Origin of the sequence: Candidatus Neptunochlamydia sp. REUL1 (assembly GCF_963457595.1) — a bacterium.
Classification (GTDB): Bacteria; Chlamydiota; Chlamydiia; order Chlamydiales; family Simkaniaceae; genus Neptunichlamydia.
On sequence record NZ_OY735137.1, the window covers coordinates 1,360,672 to 1,374,701 of the forward strand.

14 protein-coding genes are annotated in these 14,030 nt (G+C 42.3%); 1 reads left to right on the forward strand and 13 read right to left on the reverse strand.

The features are described from left to right. Window positions 1–17: 17 nt before the first annotated feature. From R2I63_RS07295 to R2I63_RS07340, 10 genes are all read right to left on the reverse strand, one after another. A complete protein-coding gene (locus R2I63_RS07295) occupies window positions 18–1,049 on the reverse strand; it encodes a hypothetical protein (RefSeq protein ID WP_316356275.1) in 1,032 nt (343 codons plus the stop codon). 135 nt (window positions 1,050–1,184) lie between these two features. Beyond that, window positions 1,185–1,556, reverse strand: coding sequence for a hypothetical protein (locus R2I63_RS07300; RefSeq protein ID WP_316356277.1), 372 nt, complete (start codon window positions 1,554–1,556; stop codon window positions 1,185–1,187). A gap of 373 nt (window positions 1,557–1,929) precedes the next feature. Then, window positions 1,930–2,463: an IS630 family transposase gene (locus R2I63_RS07305; protein WP_316359786.1), complete on the reverse strand. Its 534-nt coding sequence runs from the start codon at window positions 2,461–2,463 to the stop codon at window positions 1,930–1,932. Beyond that, window positions 2,387–2,755: an IS630 transposase-related protein gene (locus tag R2I63_RS07310; protein WP_316356278.1), complete on the reverse strand. Its 369-nt coding sequence runs from the start codon at window positions 2,753–2,755 to the stop codon at window positions 2,387–2,389. The genes R2I63_RS07305 and R2I63_RS07310 overlap by 77 nt, the downstream gene beginning before the upstream one ends. Before the next feature lie 405 nt (window positions 2,756–3,160). Further along, the gene (locus R2I63_RS07315) at window positions 3,161–6,052 is read right to left on the reverse strand and encodes an insulinase family protein (RefSeq protein ID WP_316356279.1); all 2,892 of its coding nucleotides are present in this window, start codon (window positions 6,050–6,052) and stop codon (window positions 3,161–3,163) included. 9 nt (window positions 6,053–6,061) lie between these two features. Further along, the gene (locus R2I63_RS07320; protein ID WP_316356281.1) at window positions 6,062–7,033 is read right to left on the reverse strand and encodes a 1-acyl-sn-glycerol-3-phosphate acyltransferase; all 972 of its coding nucleotides are present in this window, start codon (window positions 7,031–7,033) and stop codon (window positions 6,062–6,064) included. A 31-nt stretch (window positions 7,034–7,064) separates the two neighbouring features. Next, window positions 7,065–8,612 carry an Rne/Rng family ribonuclease gene (locus tag R2I63_RS07325; RefSeq protein WP_445083687.1) on the reverse strand — a complete coding sequence of 516 codons (1,548 nt, stop codon included), beginning with the start codon at window positions 8,610–8,612 and terminating at the stop codon, window positions 7,065–7,067. A 79-nt stretch (window positions 8,613–8,691) separates the two neighbouring features. Then, window positions 8,692–9,723, reverse strand: coding sequence for a phosphate acyltransferase PlsX (plsX, locus tag R2I63_RS07330; protein WP_316356285.1), 1,032 nt, complete (start codon window positions 9,721–9,723; stop codon window positions 8,692–8,694). Next, window positions 9,686–9,868 carry a 50S ribosomal protein L32 gene (gene rpmF / locus R2I63_RS07335; protein ID WP_316356286.1) on the reverse strand — a complete coding sequence of 61 codons (183 nt, stop codon included), beginning with the start codon at window positions 9,866–9,868 and terminating at the stop codon, window positions 9,686–9,688. Before rpmF ends, plsX begins: the two co-directional genes overlap by 38 nt. Window positions 9,869–9,878: 10 nt before the next feature. Beyond that, window positions 9,879–10,319 carry a YceD family protein gene (locus R2I63_RS07340; RefSeq protein ID WP_316356288.1) on the reverse strand — a complete coding sequence of 147 codons (441 nt, stop codon included), beginning with the start codon at window positions 10,317–10,319 and terminating at the stop codon, window positions 9,879–9,881. Window positions 10,320–10,549: 230 nt separating this feature from the next. Here R2I63_RS07340 and R2I63_RS07345 point away from each other — a divergent pair, with 230 nt between their 5' ends. Then, entirely contained in the window at window positions 10,550–10,915 is a 366-nt protein-coding gene (locus tag R2I63_RS07345) for a hypothetical protein (RefSeq protein WP_316356290.1), read from the forward strand. On the opposite strand, the gene lpxB is transcribed toward R2I63_RS07345, so the two are convergent. From lpxB to pcnB, 3 genes are read right to left on the reverse strand one after another with little or no spacing between them, the layout of a single operon-like run. After that, complete coding sequence (lpxB, locus tag R2I63_RS07350) at window positions 10,916–12,049, reverse strand: lipid-A-disaccharide synthase (RefSeq protein WP_316356292.1); 1,134 nt, start codon at window positions 12,047–12,049, stop codon at window positions 10,916–10,918. Continuing rightward, window positions 12,046–12,744: a hypothetical protein gene (locus R2I63_RS07355; RefSeq protein WP_316356294.1), complete on the reverse strand. Its 699-nt coding sequence runs from the start codon at window positions 12,742–12,744 to the stop codon at window positions 12,046–12,048. Before R2I63_RS07355 ends, lpxB begins: the two co-directional genes overlap by 4 nt. Further along, window positions 12,741–13,988 carry a polynucleotide adenylyltransferase PcnB gene (gene pcnB, locus R2I63_RS07360; protein WP_316356297.1) on the reverse strand — a complete coding sequence of 416 codons (1,248 nt, stop codon included), beginning with the start codon at window positions 13,986–13,988 and terminating at the stop codon, window positions 12,741–12,743. Before pcnB ends, R2I63_RS07355 begins: the two co-directional genes overlap by 4 nt. Window positions 13,989–14,030 lie beyond the last annotated feature (42 nt).

Below are 14,030 nucleotides of genomic sequence, written 5' to 3' on the forward strand. Positions count from 1 at the left end.
AGTTTTGACGACACGATCTAATTCTCAAAATTTAGAGTAGGAAAGGTGATCCTAAGAAACTCGACCCCCTTTTCTCCTAATTTTGAGTGCTTAAGTTTAAGATGGGTGAGTTGGGGATTGCGGGTAATAAGGTGCTCAATATTACCGGTGGTTAAGTTCTTATTAAAGCGCAAATCAAGAGAGTGTACGCCGGGAAATTGTGAGAGTGCCCGTTCAACGCAGGATTGATCTGCATGAGAAGGCAGTCTCAAATGAGTCAAGGTGTCAATACGCGCTGAGGGACCTTGAAAAAATGTTAGATCTAGTTGAGGACATCCAGATAAATCAAGAGAAACTAGTGATTGTCTATGTATCTTCAACATTTGATTAAATCCTTTTTGACTAAACCATTTAGATTCTAATGAAACTCTTCTCAAGTTTTTACAGGATTTTGCAATCGTTTCAAGGGTTTCATCGTCAAGCTGCCATTCATTACTTTTAGCACCTGCCTGTATATCATCAATGTTTAGGGAAGCCACATGAGGAAGAGATTCAATCATTCGAAGAACCTTTTTTTTGTTTCCAAAAATTAGGCTGACTTCAAGATATGAAATCGCTTTTTGCTCTTGTTCGTGGAGCTCTTGCACCCACTCAATGAGAGGCTGATAGATTTCTGGATTTCTTTTGCCAACATATTGACGGTAAAATAGGTTGTTAAGGTGCCTTTGTGTTTGATGGAAGAGAAAAGGAGCGAGGAGCTCAGCGTTTGATACTGACTGGATCGCAACTTTCGATACCCCATCTGTCTGCAGAATATGTGAAATTAAAGTCAAAAATCTGGTGCGGGCGCTTTGATGTTGAGGTGATTCAGCTTCTAGTAAATCAAAACTCCTTCTGCAGCTCAATGTGAGGGCTAGATAAGTATCGATTGATTCTCTAAGGCAAGCAAACCCAAATAACGAGATCTCAAAGACTCTTAAGACGACGTCTGGAGGTAATCGAAACAGGGTCGAACGTTCCTGCAAATTTCGTGTAGTGCTGATAGCACTTGATGCCTCAATTCCAATCATTTTTCCACCTTTGAGAGTATTATAATACTCTGGTGGAATAAATGAATTATAATTTATTATTTAACTTAAGTTGCTAAATTTCATTAACTTAATGTCTCAATCTCCTCTAGCTTTAAGGACTTCAGCGGTGGTGCTCTAAGCACTCTGATTATCTAGAATCTCCTGGATCAGGGGGCTAATCGAGATGTGGCAATGCATCTTGTGTTCTTTGAGAAGCAACTCGTATTTTGAGAATAATTGCTTAGGAGTTTTGTTTCTTAATGCTTGAATGCCTTGTAGTAGAAGCTCCCGGAGTTGGCCCTCTTGGTAGTGGTGGCGAATATAAGCTTCCTTATCCTTGTACGGATCATAGGGGGATTCAGCTTTTCCTATTGAAGCTTGCCTTGTTGACTTTTTAAACAGGATGTTTGCGAGCACTTGCATGATTATAGGTTGTGTTGAGTAGGCGTTTTCGTGCAGTAGTGGAAGGTCAGACTTTTCAACAATAAAGGGTCGATTTTCTTTCAAAGCTGAGACGCCCTTAAGGAGCAGGGATTTTGCTTGAGGTGAGACAACATGCTTTTGGATAATATCTTCTCAAGTGCTCCAACAGTTGGGATCTCTTGTTTCCATCAGTTCCTCCAAGAATTCAGCTATCCTATTTTTTGTTTCTTGATGTGTAAGATTGGCCCATTCAATCACTGGAGTTTTTCCTAAAGATCCTTTAGCTAGCAGCTCTTGGAGCCTCCAATTTGCTGCAGTGAGCACCTGGTTTTGACCCTTAAGTGTGCCACTTTAAAGTTCAAGGAGATCAGATTATTCTTGAAATTCTGGAGCCAACTGCTGACACAGCGTTCTTAGACTTGCAAACATGAGATATAGCTAAAGTGACTTAAATTAGTTATAGGCAGTGCTCCTTGAAAAGTTCGTCTATTCCACATTGATATTTTCTTCGCTTAGACTTTGCCTGTGCCCACTTGTGTTCAATAGGGTTTAGATCAGGGGAATAGGGAGGAAGATATTCCAAGGTATGGCCTGCAGCGTGGATCTTCTCTTGCATAGATTTGCTTTTATGGAATGAAGCATTATCCATAACCAGAATACTTTCAGAGGGAAGTTTCGGTAGCAAGTCCTCCTCTGCCCAAATGGAAAAGGCATCTGTATTAATATTGCACTCGAATAACGCAAGTGTAAGGAGGCTTGTTCCAAGTAATGCCCCTATTGCATTTGTTCTTCCTTTTGCTCCCCAATCATGAGTGCCAAAACATCGCTGTCCTATTTTGGAGTAACCGTGGGTGCGGGGCATATCATGGGCAAACCCGCTTTTATCAATATATACAATTGGCTTTCCCAAACGTTTATATTCTGCGATTTTTCCTTGAAAGATTTGTCTTTTTGTTTCGCAGGCCTTGGGATGGTTGAGAGTTTTTTTTATAGCTAATTCTTAACCTCTTCATGGCACACCGAATGCCTGAAGTGCTTACGTTGAGACGATGTGCTCGTTCATAGTTGAAGGCATCAGGGTATTTCTTGATATCCTCCATCAAGATCTCTCTATCAATCTTTATTGCAGGTCTGATTTTAGTGCGCCTCGGCTCTAACCTCTTAGACCAGAGAAACACACTATTTACACTTACTCCAAAGCGTCTTGCTACTTGGGCAAAGCTTAATTTTTCTTTGCTTCGGATCGATAGAACTTTTTTTCTAAAATCTAGCGAATATGTCATTCAAAAAATTATAACTAAAACGAAATATTTTAGCTATAGTACGTTGGACAATGGGTAAGCGTCAAGACAGACCAGAGATTCGGTGATACTTGTGACAATTTCGTTCAAAGACCTTGAGTGCTTTTGGAATTCTGGCCACAGGACTTTGTTAAGGAAGCTTTCACTCACGAAGGGACTTCGTCCTAGATTGCTCTACGGCATTGAAGCTTGGATGGCTGCCTTTTTGAAAAGGAGGTTTGCGAGGACTTGTACGATTATTGGGCACGTTGAGTAGGTGTTTTCATGTAGCAGTCGAAGGTCAGACTTTTGAACAATAAATGGTCGATTTCCTTTTCAAGGAAACTTACTACGCATGTAGTATTTAATGCAAAGAAAAAAGTGAGAAATACATTTCTCCCTTTTTAGCTAGGGAAGGGAGATGTAAGTTCCTTCGGTTTTGAGGACTTCTGCGGTAACGCCTTCGTAGCGGAAGGCTTTTCCCTCTGGCTGCTTGCCTTCAAGCATGATGGCAATGCGGCGTGAATTTTTTCTTGAGAGGAAAGAGATTGTATCTGCTTTGAAATCTTCATAGGTTAGGTTTCTAAGGGAGGCGATCAGTTTTTCCCGTCTGTCAAAGTCTCCCTTGAAGGTAAAGGCGATTTTGTTCAGATCAAGTGCCATTTGAGCAAGGCTTGTTGGGGGAGTTTCAAGAAGGGTAATCATATTTTCTCGGAGGACTTCAAAGCGTCCTTCAGAGAGGGTTGCTTCAAAATCTTTGATGTAGGTTTCAAGAAAGAGTTCAAAACGGGCAATCAGCTCATCTGGCTGGTGAGAAGTGGATTGAACCATGAAGGTATTTAAGAGTTGCTCTTCTTCTTCTTGGCTTACTGCTCTTGCAAAATAGGCGGTTTGTTGTTTCGTTCTGAGGGTATCGAAAAAGTCTTCCTGTATTCCAATTCCTAGGACAAGGTGGGAAGCTTTTTTGGGGAATGTCATTGCTCCTTCTTGGATCACAAGAATGGCGGCATTGCCAAGGCTTTCGGTTTGCTCATGGATTTTGTAAGGCCCCTGGAAAGAAGAAAGGGTCAACATTTGCCTTCTCTCATGATCTTTCTTAGGGTAGGGCGTATAGGAGAGTTTTTCCGTCACGGTTTCCCAAACATTTTGCGCATCTTTTTCTGTCATGTTCCCAATCAGGACGGCTTCGATATAGGCCTGCTGAAACAGCTTATCGGCAAACGAAAGATAATCTTCATAGCGCAATGTTTCAAGGACTATGAGCTTATCAGTGTGTTTAGGAGCAGTATTAAAGAGAAGGTTCATTGAAATTTCATTCGCTTGGAAGACAGGCATTGCTTTACCCTGGTTGGAGTAAGAGCTTTTAAGAGACGTGGTATAGAGATCAAACTCCTCTTTTGTCATGCGACATTTCTTTGCTTGTTTTAGGGCCTCTTCTAGTAGAAGAGGAGCTTTCTCGCTATAGCCGCTTACCATCATGATGAGTTTAAGATCTTGAGGACCGGTAGCAAAACTTAAAGACGCTGCATTTGCATAGGTTAGTGTGGAAGCGAGTTTTTCATCTAATGTGTAACGAAATAAATCTATAAGCACCATTTGACGAGGTGTTCCGTCTATATAAGGAGAGCTAATATTAAAGACCCAAGAAACTTCAGGGACTTGGTATTGCGTATCTTCCCAAAAATAGAGCTCTCCCAAATCATTTGATACAAGTTTTTTGGGATGCGGAGTTGCGATAACTTCACCATCTCCTGGGCGTGTGACTAATTTAAGATCGCTTGGAATATACGTATTTTGCTTAGGAAGCTCGATGCGTGGATGAGCGGAAATACCGCCCCATACTGCTATAGACGGGTCTGGGATTTTTCGGACTGCGTACTCAACTCTGGACCACTTTTCGAATTTGTCTGGATCAATGCCGGTAAGTTCAGGGGAAGCAACAAGGAAATAGACGGCAGATCCTGGAGATAGAAGCTCGAGAAATTCTTGGGTTTCACTAGCATTATAAGTTGTGGGCATGATTGTTTTTAATGGGTAGGTTTCCAGAGGTTCATCAATCATTTTATGCGCGTGGTTTGTGACGAATGAAAAAGGAGCACTTCGAGACTGATACTCATAATCGATTTTAGACATATTTTTAAGTTCGTGGAAAATATACGGAGGGATTCCACTTGATTTCAAAGAGTTGAGGGTTTGGAAGCACCTCTCAATGACTGTTTCAAATTGTGTCGCTCCCAGAGGAGTAAGATCAAAACTGATGTAGAAAATGCCTGACTCTTTGCTCAAGCGGAACATATTAGAAGACGTGCTTTCGACAAGTTCTTCTCTCTTAAGCTGAGAATACAGGCTGTTTTCGTGTCGACCTCCAATGATATATCCTAGAAGATCATCAGAGCGATTATCAAAATTTTGAACAAATTCCTTAGGGAGTTCCCACTCAATAGAGAGGTTGCGCATGTCTTTGATAGGCTTAATCGCAACAATGTGGCCTTCTTGCTTTTCTGAAAACAGATTCTCTTGGGGCAATTGAAGCTGGGAGCTTGTTTTGGGGACAGGTGAAAATTGGCGCGTGGCTAGGGCTTTGAGCTCTTCAATTGGCAGTGTCGAATAAAGGGTAAGGTGGGCACGATCAGCACTGTAGTTTTTCTGGTGCCAGCGGACAACCTCTTCTCTGGGTATTCCTCCAAGCGTCTCGGCATTTCCTGTACTAAAAAGGGCATTTGGGTGCGCAGGGTTTCCTGTTTCTTTAAAAACCATCCATCCGCGGTTTCCGTCACTTTCAATATTTTTGTCGTGTTCTTGATCGACAGCGTGGAGCTCTCTTCCAATTCCTGAAGCGGTAAATAGAGGGTCAATGAACATGTGGCTAAACATATCGAGAGTGGTTGAATAAGCATCATTATTTACTGAAAAAATGTAGACAGTTCGGTCTGTGGAGGTATATGCATTGAAAATCCCCCCATTGTCTAAAACTTGCTTTTCATAAGCGTTTTCATCTGGGTAGGCTTTTGATCCTAAAAATAAGAGATGTTCTAGAAAGTGGGCAATTCCAGCATAGTTTGGATCATCATTCCAGGATCCCGCTTCCATTGAGAGAGCGGCTGCTGATTGATCCGCTTTTGGGTCAGAAATGAGGTAGGCTTCTAAGCCATTCTCAAGACGAATTTTTGCTGTTTTACGCTCTGAGAGGGACGGTGTCAATATCTGCAAGTGAGATTGATCTTGGACTTCAGTATAGCGCTGGGCGTTTTCAGTAAATCCCCCAATTGTAATCAGTAGTAGTGCTATTAGTCGTTTCATAACGCCTCCCTATTTGGGGAATTTTTCATATTCACGGTTCACACATTCCCAGAGATATTCTGCACGAATGCGTCTTAAGTCTTTTTTGTCTTTAGCTTTTTCAGCTCCTGGAAAGTGTTCCATATCAATTTCTTCGCCGAAGTGAAGATGGATTGCACCGCCCCGAGTCACTCGCGATTCTCCAAGCTCGGTTTCGGTTATGTCCGGAGGGGGAAGGAGGTGATAGGTTGAGAGAGAAAGAGGGAAAAAATGCGTCGGCTTTTGAGCTTTTTGAGCCATCAGATAAAACATCCCAAGGCTTTGCGGATCAAATGGAGCAACTTCAACAACCCCTTCTGCGTTGATGCGGTCTCGCCCCCCACTTGGAGCAACATAGATAGCGTGCCCACCAGCGCTTAAAAGCTCTAGCATACGCTCCATGGTTCTTTTATTGTGCATTTGTTTTTCGTGTTGCTCTTCAGGAGGATTATCGATGTATTTTTTCGAGTGAATGCAGAGAAGATTTCTTCCCATACTGAAAGGAATGGCAAAAGGGTCGGTGGTGACTCTTGTGCCAGCAACAAAAATAAGTTCCTCACCAAACTTGGGATGAGTTTTTTCGAGTAGAATGCTAATAGCATGAGGGTCTGCTTCAATTTGATGGTTGGCAAAAAGGATGATATTCTCCTCCTTTTCAAGAAGGGACTCTATATGGTCGAGGTTCTTTACTCCTGATATTGTCGAGTTGGAAAGGTCAACTAAAGGTCTAAGAAAATCGAGCCCAAACTTGTAGTAGTCTACAGGAAATCGCATTTTTTCATGGTAAGGCTCGAATTGAAAAGGGTTGCGTACCTGTTCTTTCATGAATCCAATGAAGGAGTGAAAAACTCCTATGTAGGACTCAGGATCCTCCCCATGATCTCGGATCACTTCCTGATAGCTTTTGATAAAGTCTTTCAAGATCTGAATATACTTTTCAGGAATCTCTTTTAAGTCTGACAATTCATCAATTTTAGCTATAAGAGCTTGGATGTTACCATTCGATTTTTTGTCCATCAGCCATCGAGTAAAATTCAAATCCGTTTAAGTGCAACTCATCATTACTTTTAAAAGAGATTTCTCCTTTCAATTTTTTAGCAAGTTTCTCTAAAAGAGACTTATCTCCCTTCCCAAGGTAATCATTTAATTGAGGGTGGGTGATTAATTCAACTTTGCTCTCATTATGGACAGACATCAATTTTTGGATTGCACGTTCAATTTCGATTGAGATACTTTCAAAGTTTTTGATGATTCCTTTTCCACTACAATAGGGGCAATGAGTAAAGAGGGTCTGAATAAGTGATTCACGTGTACGTTGCCGAGTCATTTCAACGAGACCAAAATCACTCATTCCTAGAATGGTACATTTTGCAGAGTCCTCTTTCATAGCTTCTTTAAGGGCGTCTAAAACGCGCCTTTGGTTACGTCGATAACGCATGTCAATGAAGTCGCAGATGACAAGGCCCCCAATATTTCGGATTCGAAGTTGACGCGCAATTTCATCAGCTGCCTCCATATTAATCCGAACAAGAGTTTCTTCGACGTTGATATTTTCTTTTGAGGCACTTCCTCGCCCCGAGTTAACATCAATCGTGTACATCGCTTCTGTTTTGTCAAAAAAGAGGTATCCACCACTTTGAAGCCAGATTTTTCTTCGAAGGCACCGTTCAATTTCATTTTCAACGGCGAAGCGATCAAACATCGGAATTTTATCGCGATAACACTCAAGCTTTAAGACGTGGTCTCCCTTATATCGACTGTAGATCTGACGGCAATACTGGTAGGTCTTGTAGTCGTCAACAAGCATTCGGGTGTATTTTTTATTGATTGCCTTCAGCACAGATTTTTTGACTAGATCGGACTCTCTATAAAGGCAGACGGGTCCTTCACTTTTCTTAAAGTCTGCCTGGATCTTCTCCCAGGCATTTAACAGTTCTGTGGCTTCTGCAATGAGCTCTTCTGTTGAAGCGCTAGCACTTGCAGTACGGCAAATTAGCCCCATTTTTTGAGGCATTTCAAAGGCTTTGATAATTTTTTTGAGTCTGTCTCTCTCCGAGCGGTCAACAATCTTCCGGGACACTCCACGGTGAGGGGTGTTTGGAAGGAGGACAAGGTAGCGCCCAGGAATTGTGATGTTTGAGGTAAGACGCGCTCCCTTGGAGCCTATCGGTTCCTTTACGACCTGGACAAGAACAGGGTGTCCAATCTCCATAAACTTGGAGATATCAGCATCTTTGAGCTCGCGTGTTTTTATAGAGCTAACGTCGCAATCCCAGTCAAACTCCATATCGAACATTTCTTGGAATTTTTGGGTATTCTCTACGATATCACTGATATGGATAAATCCATTTTCGCCCTCATTAATCGCAATAAATGCCGATTGAATGTTGTGCAAGATGTTGATGACTTCACCCCGGTAGATGTTTCCGGTAAGTTGTCTGTTTGACTTGCGTTCAACAGTTAGGTCTTGGAGTTTTCCAAACTTTAATATCGCACATCTCTTTTCCTTTGACGTCACATTTAGAAGAATTTCTTTCATCAGTTTCACCAGTATGGATGTGTTCGTAAATCATGATCATATATCAATGGCCGATGTTTTTCTAGTAAATTCTTAGAGCTCTCTAGGGGTTTAATTCAAGTTTGATTTTGTCGAGAAATTTTCCCTGAAGAAGATTGATAGCTCCTTGGACACCACACTTAAGGGCTTCAGGATTTGCATCTCCATGACATTTAATGATAACCCCGTCAATACCGCAAAGAATTGCTCCGGGATACTCTGCTGAGTAGAGTTCGGCTTCTAGGTGTTGTAGGAGAGGTTTTGAGAAGGGGATGAGATTCTGATTTTTTTTCATCGTATCAAGAATGAATGAGGAAAGGCCTTCTGCAGTTTTTAAGAAAATATTTCCTGTAAAACCGTCGGTGACAAGCACATGGATATTTCCTGAAAAGACTTCCTTCCCTTCAATATTCCCAGCAAAGACAGTCTCCTCATCGTTAAACGCTTGGAGAAGTTTATAAGTCTCTCGGAGTTCTGCCCGCCCTTTTTTTTCTTCTACCCCAATATTGAGAAGGCCGACAGCTGGTTTTTTAATCCCGCGTGCTTTCTGATAAGCGATTCCCATCTGAGCAAAGTGAACAAGGTGCTCAGGGCTGCATTGGATGTTTGCGCCTACGTCGATTACCGCAATTGGTTCTTTTTTTGTCGGGAGAAGTGTGATCAGAGCTGTTCGAGAAATTCCTTGTAGCATTGGCAGGAAAAGTTTTGCGCTGGCTATTAATGCTCCTGTATTTCCAGTAGAAACAAGGGCATCAATTTGTCGATCCCTTAGGAGTTTCATTCCAAGGCACATAGAGGATTGTTTCTTTTTTCGAACGGCGTAAAGTGGGTCATCATCCATATGGATGATTTCTTCGGTTTGGAATATTTTGAGTTCTTTCTCCTTGAGATCGTGCGCTTTTTTGAAGGCTTCGATGTGGGTTGCTATTTCCGGGGTAGAAAAAACTGTTAGACAAAAGGGAGCGGCGACCTCTGAATAGAGGGCGTGAAGAGTTTCAAGCACATGATCAGGAGATACGAAATCTCCTCCCAGGAGGTCAATCCCCAGATGGGGGACTTTACTCTTGCGCTTCCGAAAGGACGGAGCGTCCTCCATAGTATCCACAGAATGAGCACATTCGGTGGGGGAGGTGCATTTTTCCGCAGTTTGAGCAACTTGCAACATGTTTCTCTTTTTTTGCGTGGTGCGCACGTTTACTATTTTTGCGTGCATTTGAGTGTCGGTTACGTGGGACGGCCACGGGTTTTCTCCTAGTTTAAATCTGCAAAGGGGAATTGGTCATTCCCTTTTTGTAAGTAATTTTTTAAGTCTATCCGTTTGGGACAATTTTCTAAACATTCTACATAAGAAGGGACTTCTAGTAAAATAGCTTCTCGCAGAGGATCGGTGTAATCGTAAACATGACCTCGAATTTTTTCAAGTTCTTCCGTGTGATAGAAGCCCTTGACTGTGATTTTTTTCTTTATCCCATTATTGCAAATAGCGCAGGGGATTAGCGCTTCTGTTTCAATATCTAGTTGTATAACTAAGTGGTCTTCAGCAATATATGCTTTTCCCTTAAGCCTAACAGGACTTTGAAATTTGAGGTCTTTCTCATTGACGTCGACGAGCTCAGGGGTAAGGGTTTCTTCAATTTTTTCTGTTCGTTCGAGAGACAGACGATCAACATATATTTTCAATGGGTTTTGCATAACGAGAGGATTTTACTACAATGAGCGATAAAGATCAAGAATCGGTTAGGGGTGTTTAAACCAGAAAAAATATTGACAAAAATATTTTTTTTAGTATCCTGCTTTCTTATAATGCAACCTGCATAATAGGAGAACAAAGAATGGTTATAAAAAACCAGTTATTACCTTTTGTCTTGCCAGAGACTTTTATTGCACCAATAAGAGGTGCTGATAGGGACAAGGGTCACCGTATGCAAATTATGGCAATCACTGCTATTCGGCTTGCTGTAGCATTCGGGATTTATCAGTGCGCAAAAAAGATAAAGGCCGATTCGGGGCGAGTTTCCTTTGGCTTTGGAGCACTCCTCTCTGCTCCTGGAGCAGGTCTTTACTGGGGTGGGAAGTTTCTCTACAAAGGTGCTCAAGAGATTAAGAAAGGATTTTCGGATCGTGCAATCAAAAAGGTTGGCTTTGGAGCAGCTATATGGTTTTGGGGGTGTTTTGTAATTCAGCTTTCTCAAACTATGAGTTATAATGGATATCGTTGGGGAGCCCTTGAAGTAATTACTCACCGGTTATCGAAAGATATTGAATACCGCGGTTGGAAAGGGTTTTAATCAGATAAATTCAAGGATTGCGCGGGCAGCTTCTTTGCTCGCGTCTTGTTTTCCAAGTTGGTTTTTCAATCTTTTGCAGCCTTCAATACATTCTAAGCGCTTGTACTCGCTTAGCATAAAGTCATTTCCTTTTTTGTAGAGGGCGTCTTCTGTGAGATTTGGTCCAAAAAGTTCGGGGAAAAGTTCTCCATGATAGAGAATGTTGGGAAGAGCATAGTGGGGAAGATTAATACGGAAAATATGCTGTGCTAAAAAAACATCTAGGGGATTGATTGCAAAGGTCACAACTGTAGGAATCTGGTGGAGAGCCAATTCTAGAGTGACTGTTCCAGAGGTTGCAATAGCAAGATGAGAAGCCCGCATAAGTTCATAAGAGTGTTTTTGTCGAATAATTATGAGGTCTCCTGCTTCTTTTTCTAGAAGAGGAAGGAATTTTTCATCAGAGCAAGAGATGGCAATCAGCAGGTCGGGGTGACCCTTTTGAATTTGCTTTGCCACTTTGATCTGCAGGGGTAAATTGCGAAGGAGTTCTTTCTTTCGACTTCCAGGATATATGGAGAGAATTTGTTGTTCATTTTCAACTCCATAGGCTTGATTCCAACTCGGATCATACTGGTGCCCATTTATACGTGCAATAAGAGGGTGCCCAACATACGTAGCATCGACTTGATGTTTGGAAAAAAGATCGGGTTCAAAAGGTAGGATGGTTAAAAGGCGATCGAGGGAGGTTTCCATTTTTGGAATCCGACTCTTTCCCCAAGCCCAAACGGTTGGACAAATGTAATGGATGCGCTTTGCGGGTGAGTTTTTCTGACGGAGAGCATTTGCTAGTCTGAGGTTAAAACCTGGATAGTCGATTGTTACCACTCCTTTAGGAGGGTGGGTGAGAATATCTTTCTTAATTATTTTGAATTGTTTGATAAGCTTTGGAAGGGAGGAAAGAATATCGGTAAACCCCATGACTTGGAATTCCTCCATAGGCATGATGCACTCCATCCCGACCGCGCGCATTTTTGGGCCACCTACTCCTCTAATTTTAAGGTCAGGGTAGACAGCATAGAGCTCTTTCAAAAGTTTTTCTCCGTGCAGGTCGCCGCTAACTTCTCCGGCAAAGATAAAGAGATCATCGCTCATATTGATAGCTCCTTTTTTAGCCAATCAACACCTGCTTGGAAAACTCCAGGACTGGTTCCATGCCCTTGATAACCGATCGATGGTCCGATAATCATTTCAATAGGCGCATTGCGTATTCTGTTGCTGTTAGCTTCATTTGCAAGAGCATGAATAAAGGAAAAAGCGTGCTCTGTTCCTACCCGTATATCGTGGTTCCCAATGTAAAAACGGATTTTGCGGTTGAATAGCTTAGAAGAAAGAGTTTCGAGGTTGAGATCAGGTGCGTAGTCAAGCTGGGTTAAAGGGGCATATCCCAAAATATGGGTAAATTCTGGGCAAAGAGCAGCTACATGGCAAGCGATGAAAGCTCCTCTTGAAAGGCCTGCGACGGCGCAACGTGTAAGGTGGGATTTTAGCTTTTCTACAGTTCTTTTGACACTTGCAATAAAGGGCGAGATGAGATCCTCGCCTTCTTTAACTTTTTTGGCCCAAACATTCATTGCTTTTTCAGGGGGGAAGTTGTTTTCATGAGCGGGAAGTGTTATCGAAAAAATCCGCAAGGGCAATCCTTGTAGGAACTGAACAGGTTGATTATAGGGATCTTGTCCCAAGCTATCTTCTGCGGAAAGAGCAAAATAAAAGAGAGCTGGCAATGGACCATCGTCTAGTGGGGGGCCAACAAAAAGTGTTTGTTCATCAGCCTTTTTTAGACTCATTTTCTTGGCCGGGGGTTGCGTCGAGGACGCCTTCCTTGCTTTCGTGGGGCTGGAAGGGTGTCTGCAATCTTTTCATAGGCTTCTTTCCACTGCCCGTGAAGTTCTTGAAGTCCCGGCTCTAGACGACATCGAAGGTCAAAAAACTGAAGGGCCAGATGAAATTCAGGAGCGCGAGGAATGCGAATTCTCATGGTTTTTTTCTTTTGGAAGGGAGTGATTCGGAACTGTGAAATCAAAATACTAAGCGTTCGAATTTTCAACCGGCGGGGAATTTTGAAAAAGGTGTGAAAAACTTCATCGATCACAATATTGGCTTCTTTGTAAATATCTCCAAGGTGGGGCGTTTTGTCTCGATTGGTAAAGTGTATCTTTAAATGTTTTTCGAGAAGTGGGAAGGCAAGGCAAGCAAGGAGAACAGGGCGTTCAAGGTTGGGATTATGAGGTTCTTTAAGCGTGCCGTCGGCTTCATCTAGATAGGAGTATATTTCATTTCCCTCTTGCGTTTCTAAGTATTCAGCAATCGAGGGAAGGAGTTGTTGCATCAAACCATGGTCGGTCATCAAGCGGAAGAAGTTTTTTGAAGATCCAGACTCCAACATGCGCAGCATTTCTTCGAGTACTCGGGCTTGTGCGCTCTTGAGAATTTCTCCTTTGCAGTCGATAAGAGCAAGGCGGGTTTCTTCCTCTACTTCTAGTCCAAATCGAGCTTGAAATTTTAAACAGCGGATCATTCGGACAGGGTCTTGTTTGAAACGGAGAAAAGGTTGGCCGATCGCGCGAAGAAGCTTTTTTTCAATATCGGGGTATCCTCCAACAAAATCAATGATTCCTTCAGTGTTGCTGTCATAAAAAAGACCGTTGATCGTAAAGTCTCGCCTTAAGACATCTTCTTCGGGAGATCCCCAAATATTGTCTTCTGTAATGAGCTGTTCATTTTCGATGTCTCCAGAACGAAAGGTGGAGACTTCAATCACCTTTTTTCCAAACCGGACATGAGCGAGGCGGAACCGTTTCCCGATCAGAATTGAGCTAGGGAATAAACGTTTAATTTCTTCAGGCTTTGCTGATGTAGAAATGTCAAAATCCTTGGGCTTTTTTCCAAGGAGTAGGTCTCGGACGCTTCCACCTACTAGATAGGCAGTGTAATCAGATGCGCGTAATTTTTCTAGAATATATAAAGCTTTAGGATCGATATGTCGGACGTCGATGCCGTGTTGATCTTTCGAGTATCTTTTTGGTTGCAAAACATTCCTTAGAGTTAGATTCCCATGATACATGATGGTTTT

Coding starts and splice junctions, on each gene's coding strand:
- R2I63_RS07295 (WP_316356275.1), bottom strand. CDS start 1,049: ATGATTGGAATTGAGGCATCAAGTGCTATCAGCACTACACGAAATTTG.
- R2I63_RS07310 (WP_316356278.1), bottom strand. CDS start 2,755: ATGACATATTCGCTAGATTTTAGAAAAAAAGTTCTATCGATCCGAAGC.
- R2I63_RS07315 (WP_316356279.1), bottom strand. CDS start 6,052: ATGAAACGACTAATAGCACTACTACTGATTACAATTGGGGGATTTACT.
- plsX (WP_316356285.1), bottom strand. CDS start 9,723: ATGGAGGACGCTCCGTCCTTTCGGAAGCGCAAGAGTAAAGTCCCCCAT.
- R2I63_RS07340 (WP_316356288.1), bottom strand. CDS start 10,319: ATGCAAAACCCATTGAAAATATATGTTGATCGTCTGTCTCTCGAACGA.
- R2I63_RS07345 (WP_316356290.1), top strand. CDS start 10,550: ATGCAAATTATGGCAATCACTGCTATTCGGCTTGCTGTAGCATTCGGG.
- lpxB (WP_316356292.1), bottom strand. CDS start 12,049: ATGAGCGATGATCTCTTTATCTTTGCCGGAGAAGTTAGCGGCGACCTG.
- R2I63_RS07355 (WP_316356294.1), bottom strand. CDS start 12,744: ATGAGTCTAAAAAAGGCTGATGAACAAACACTTTTTGTTGGCCCCCCA.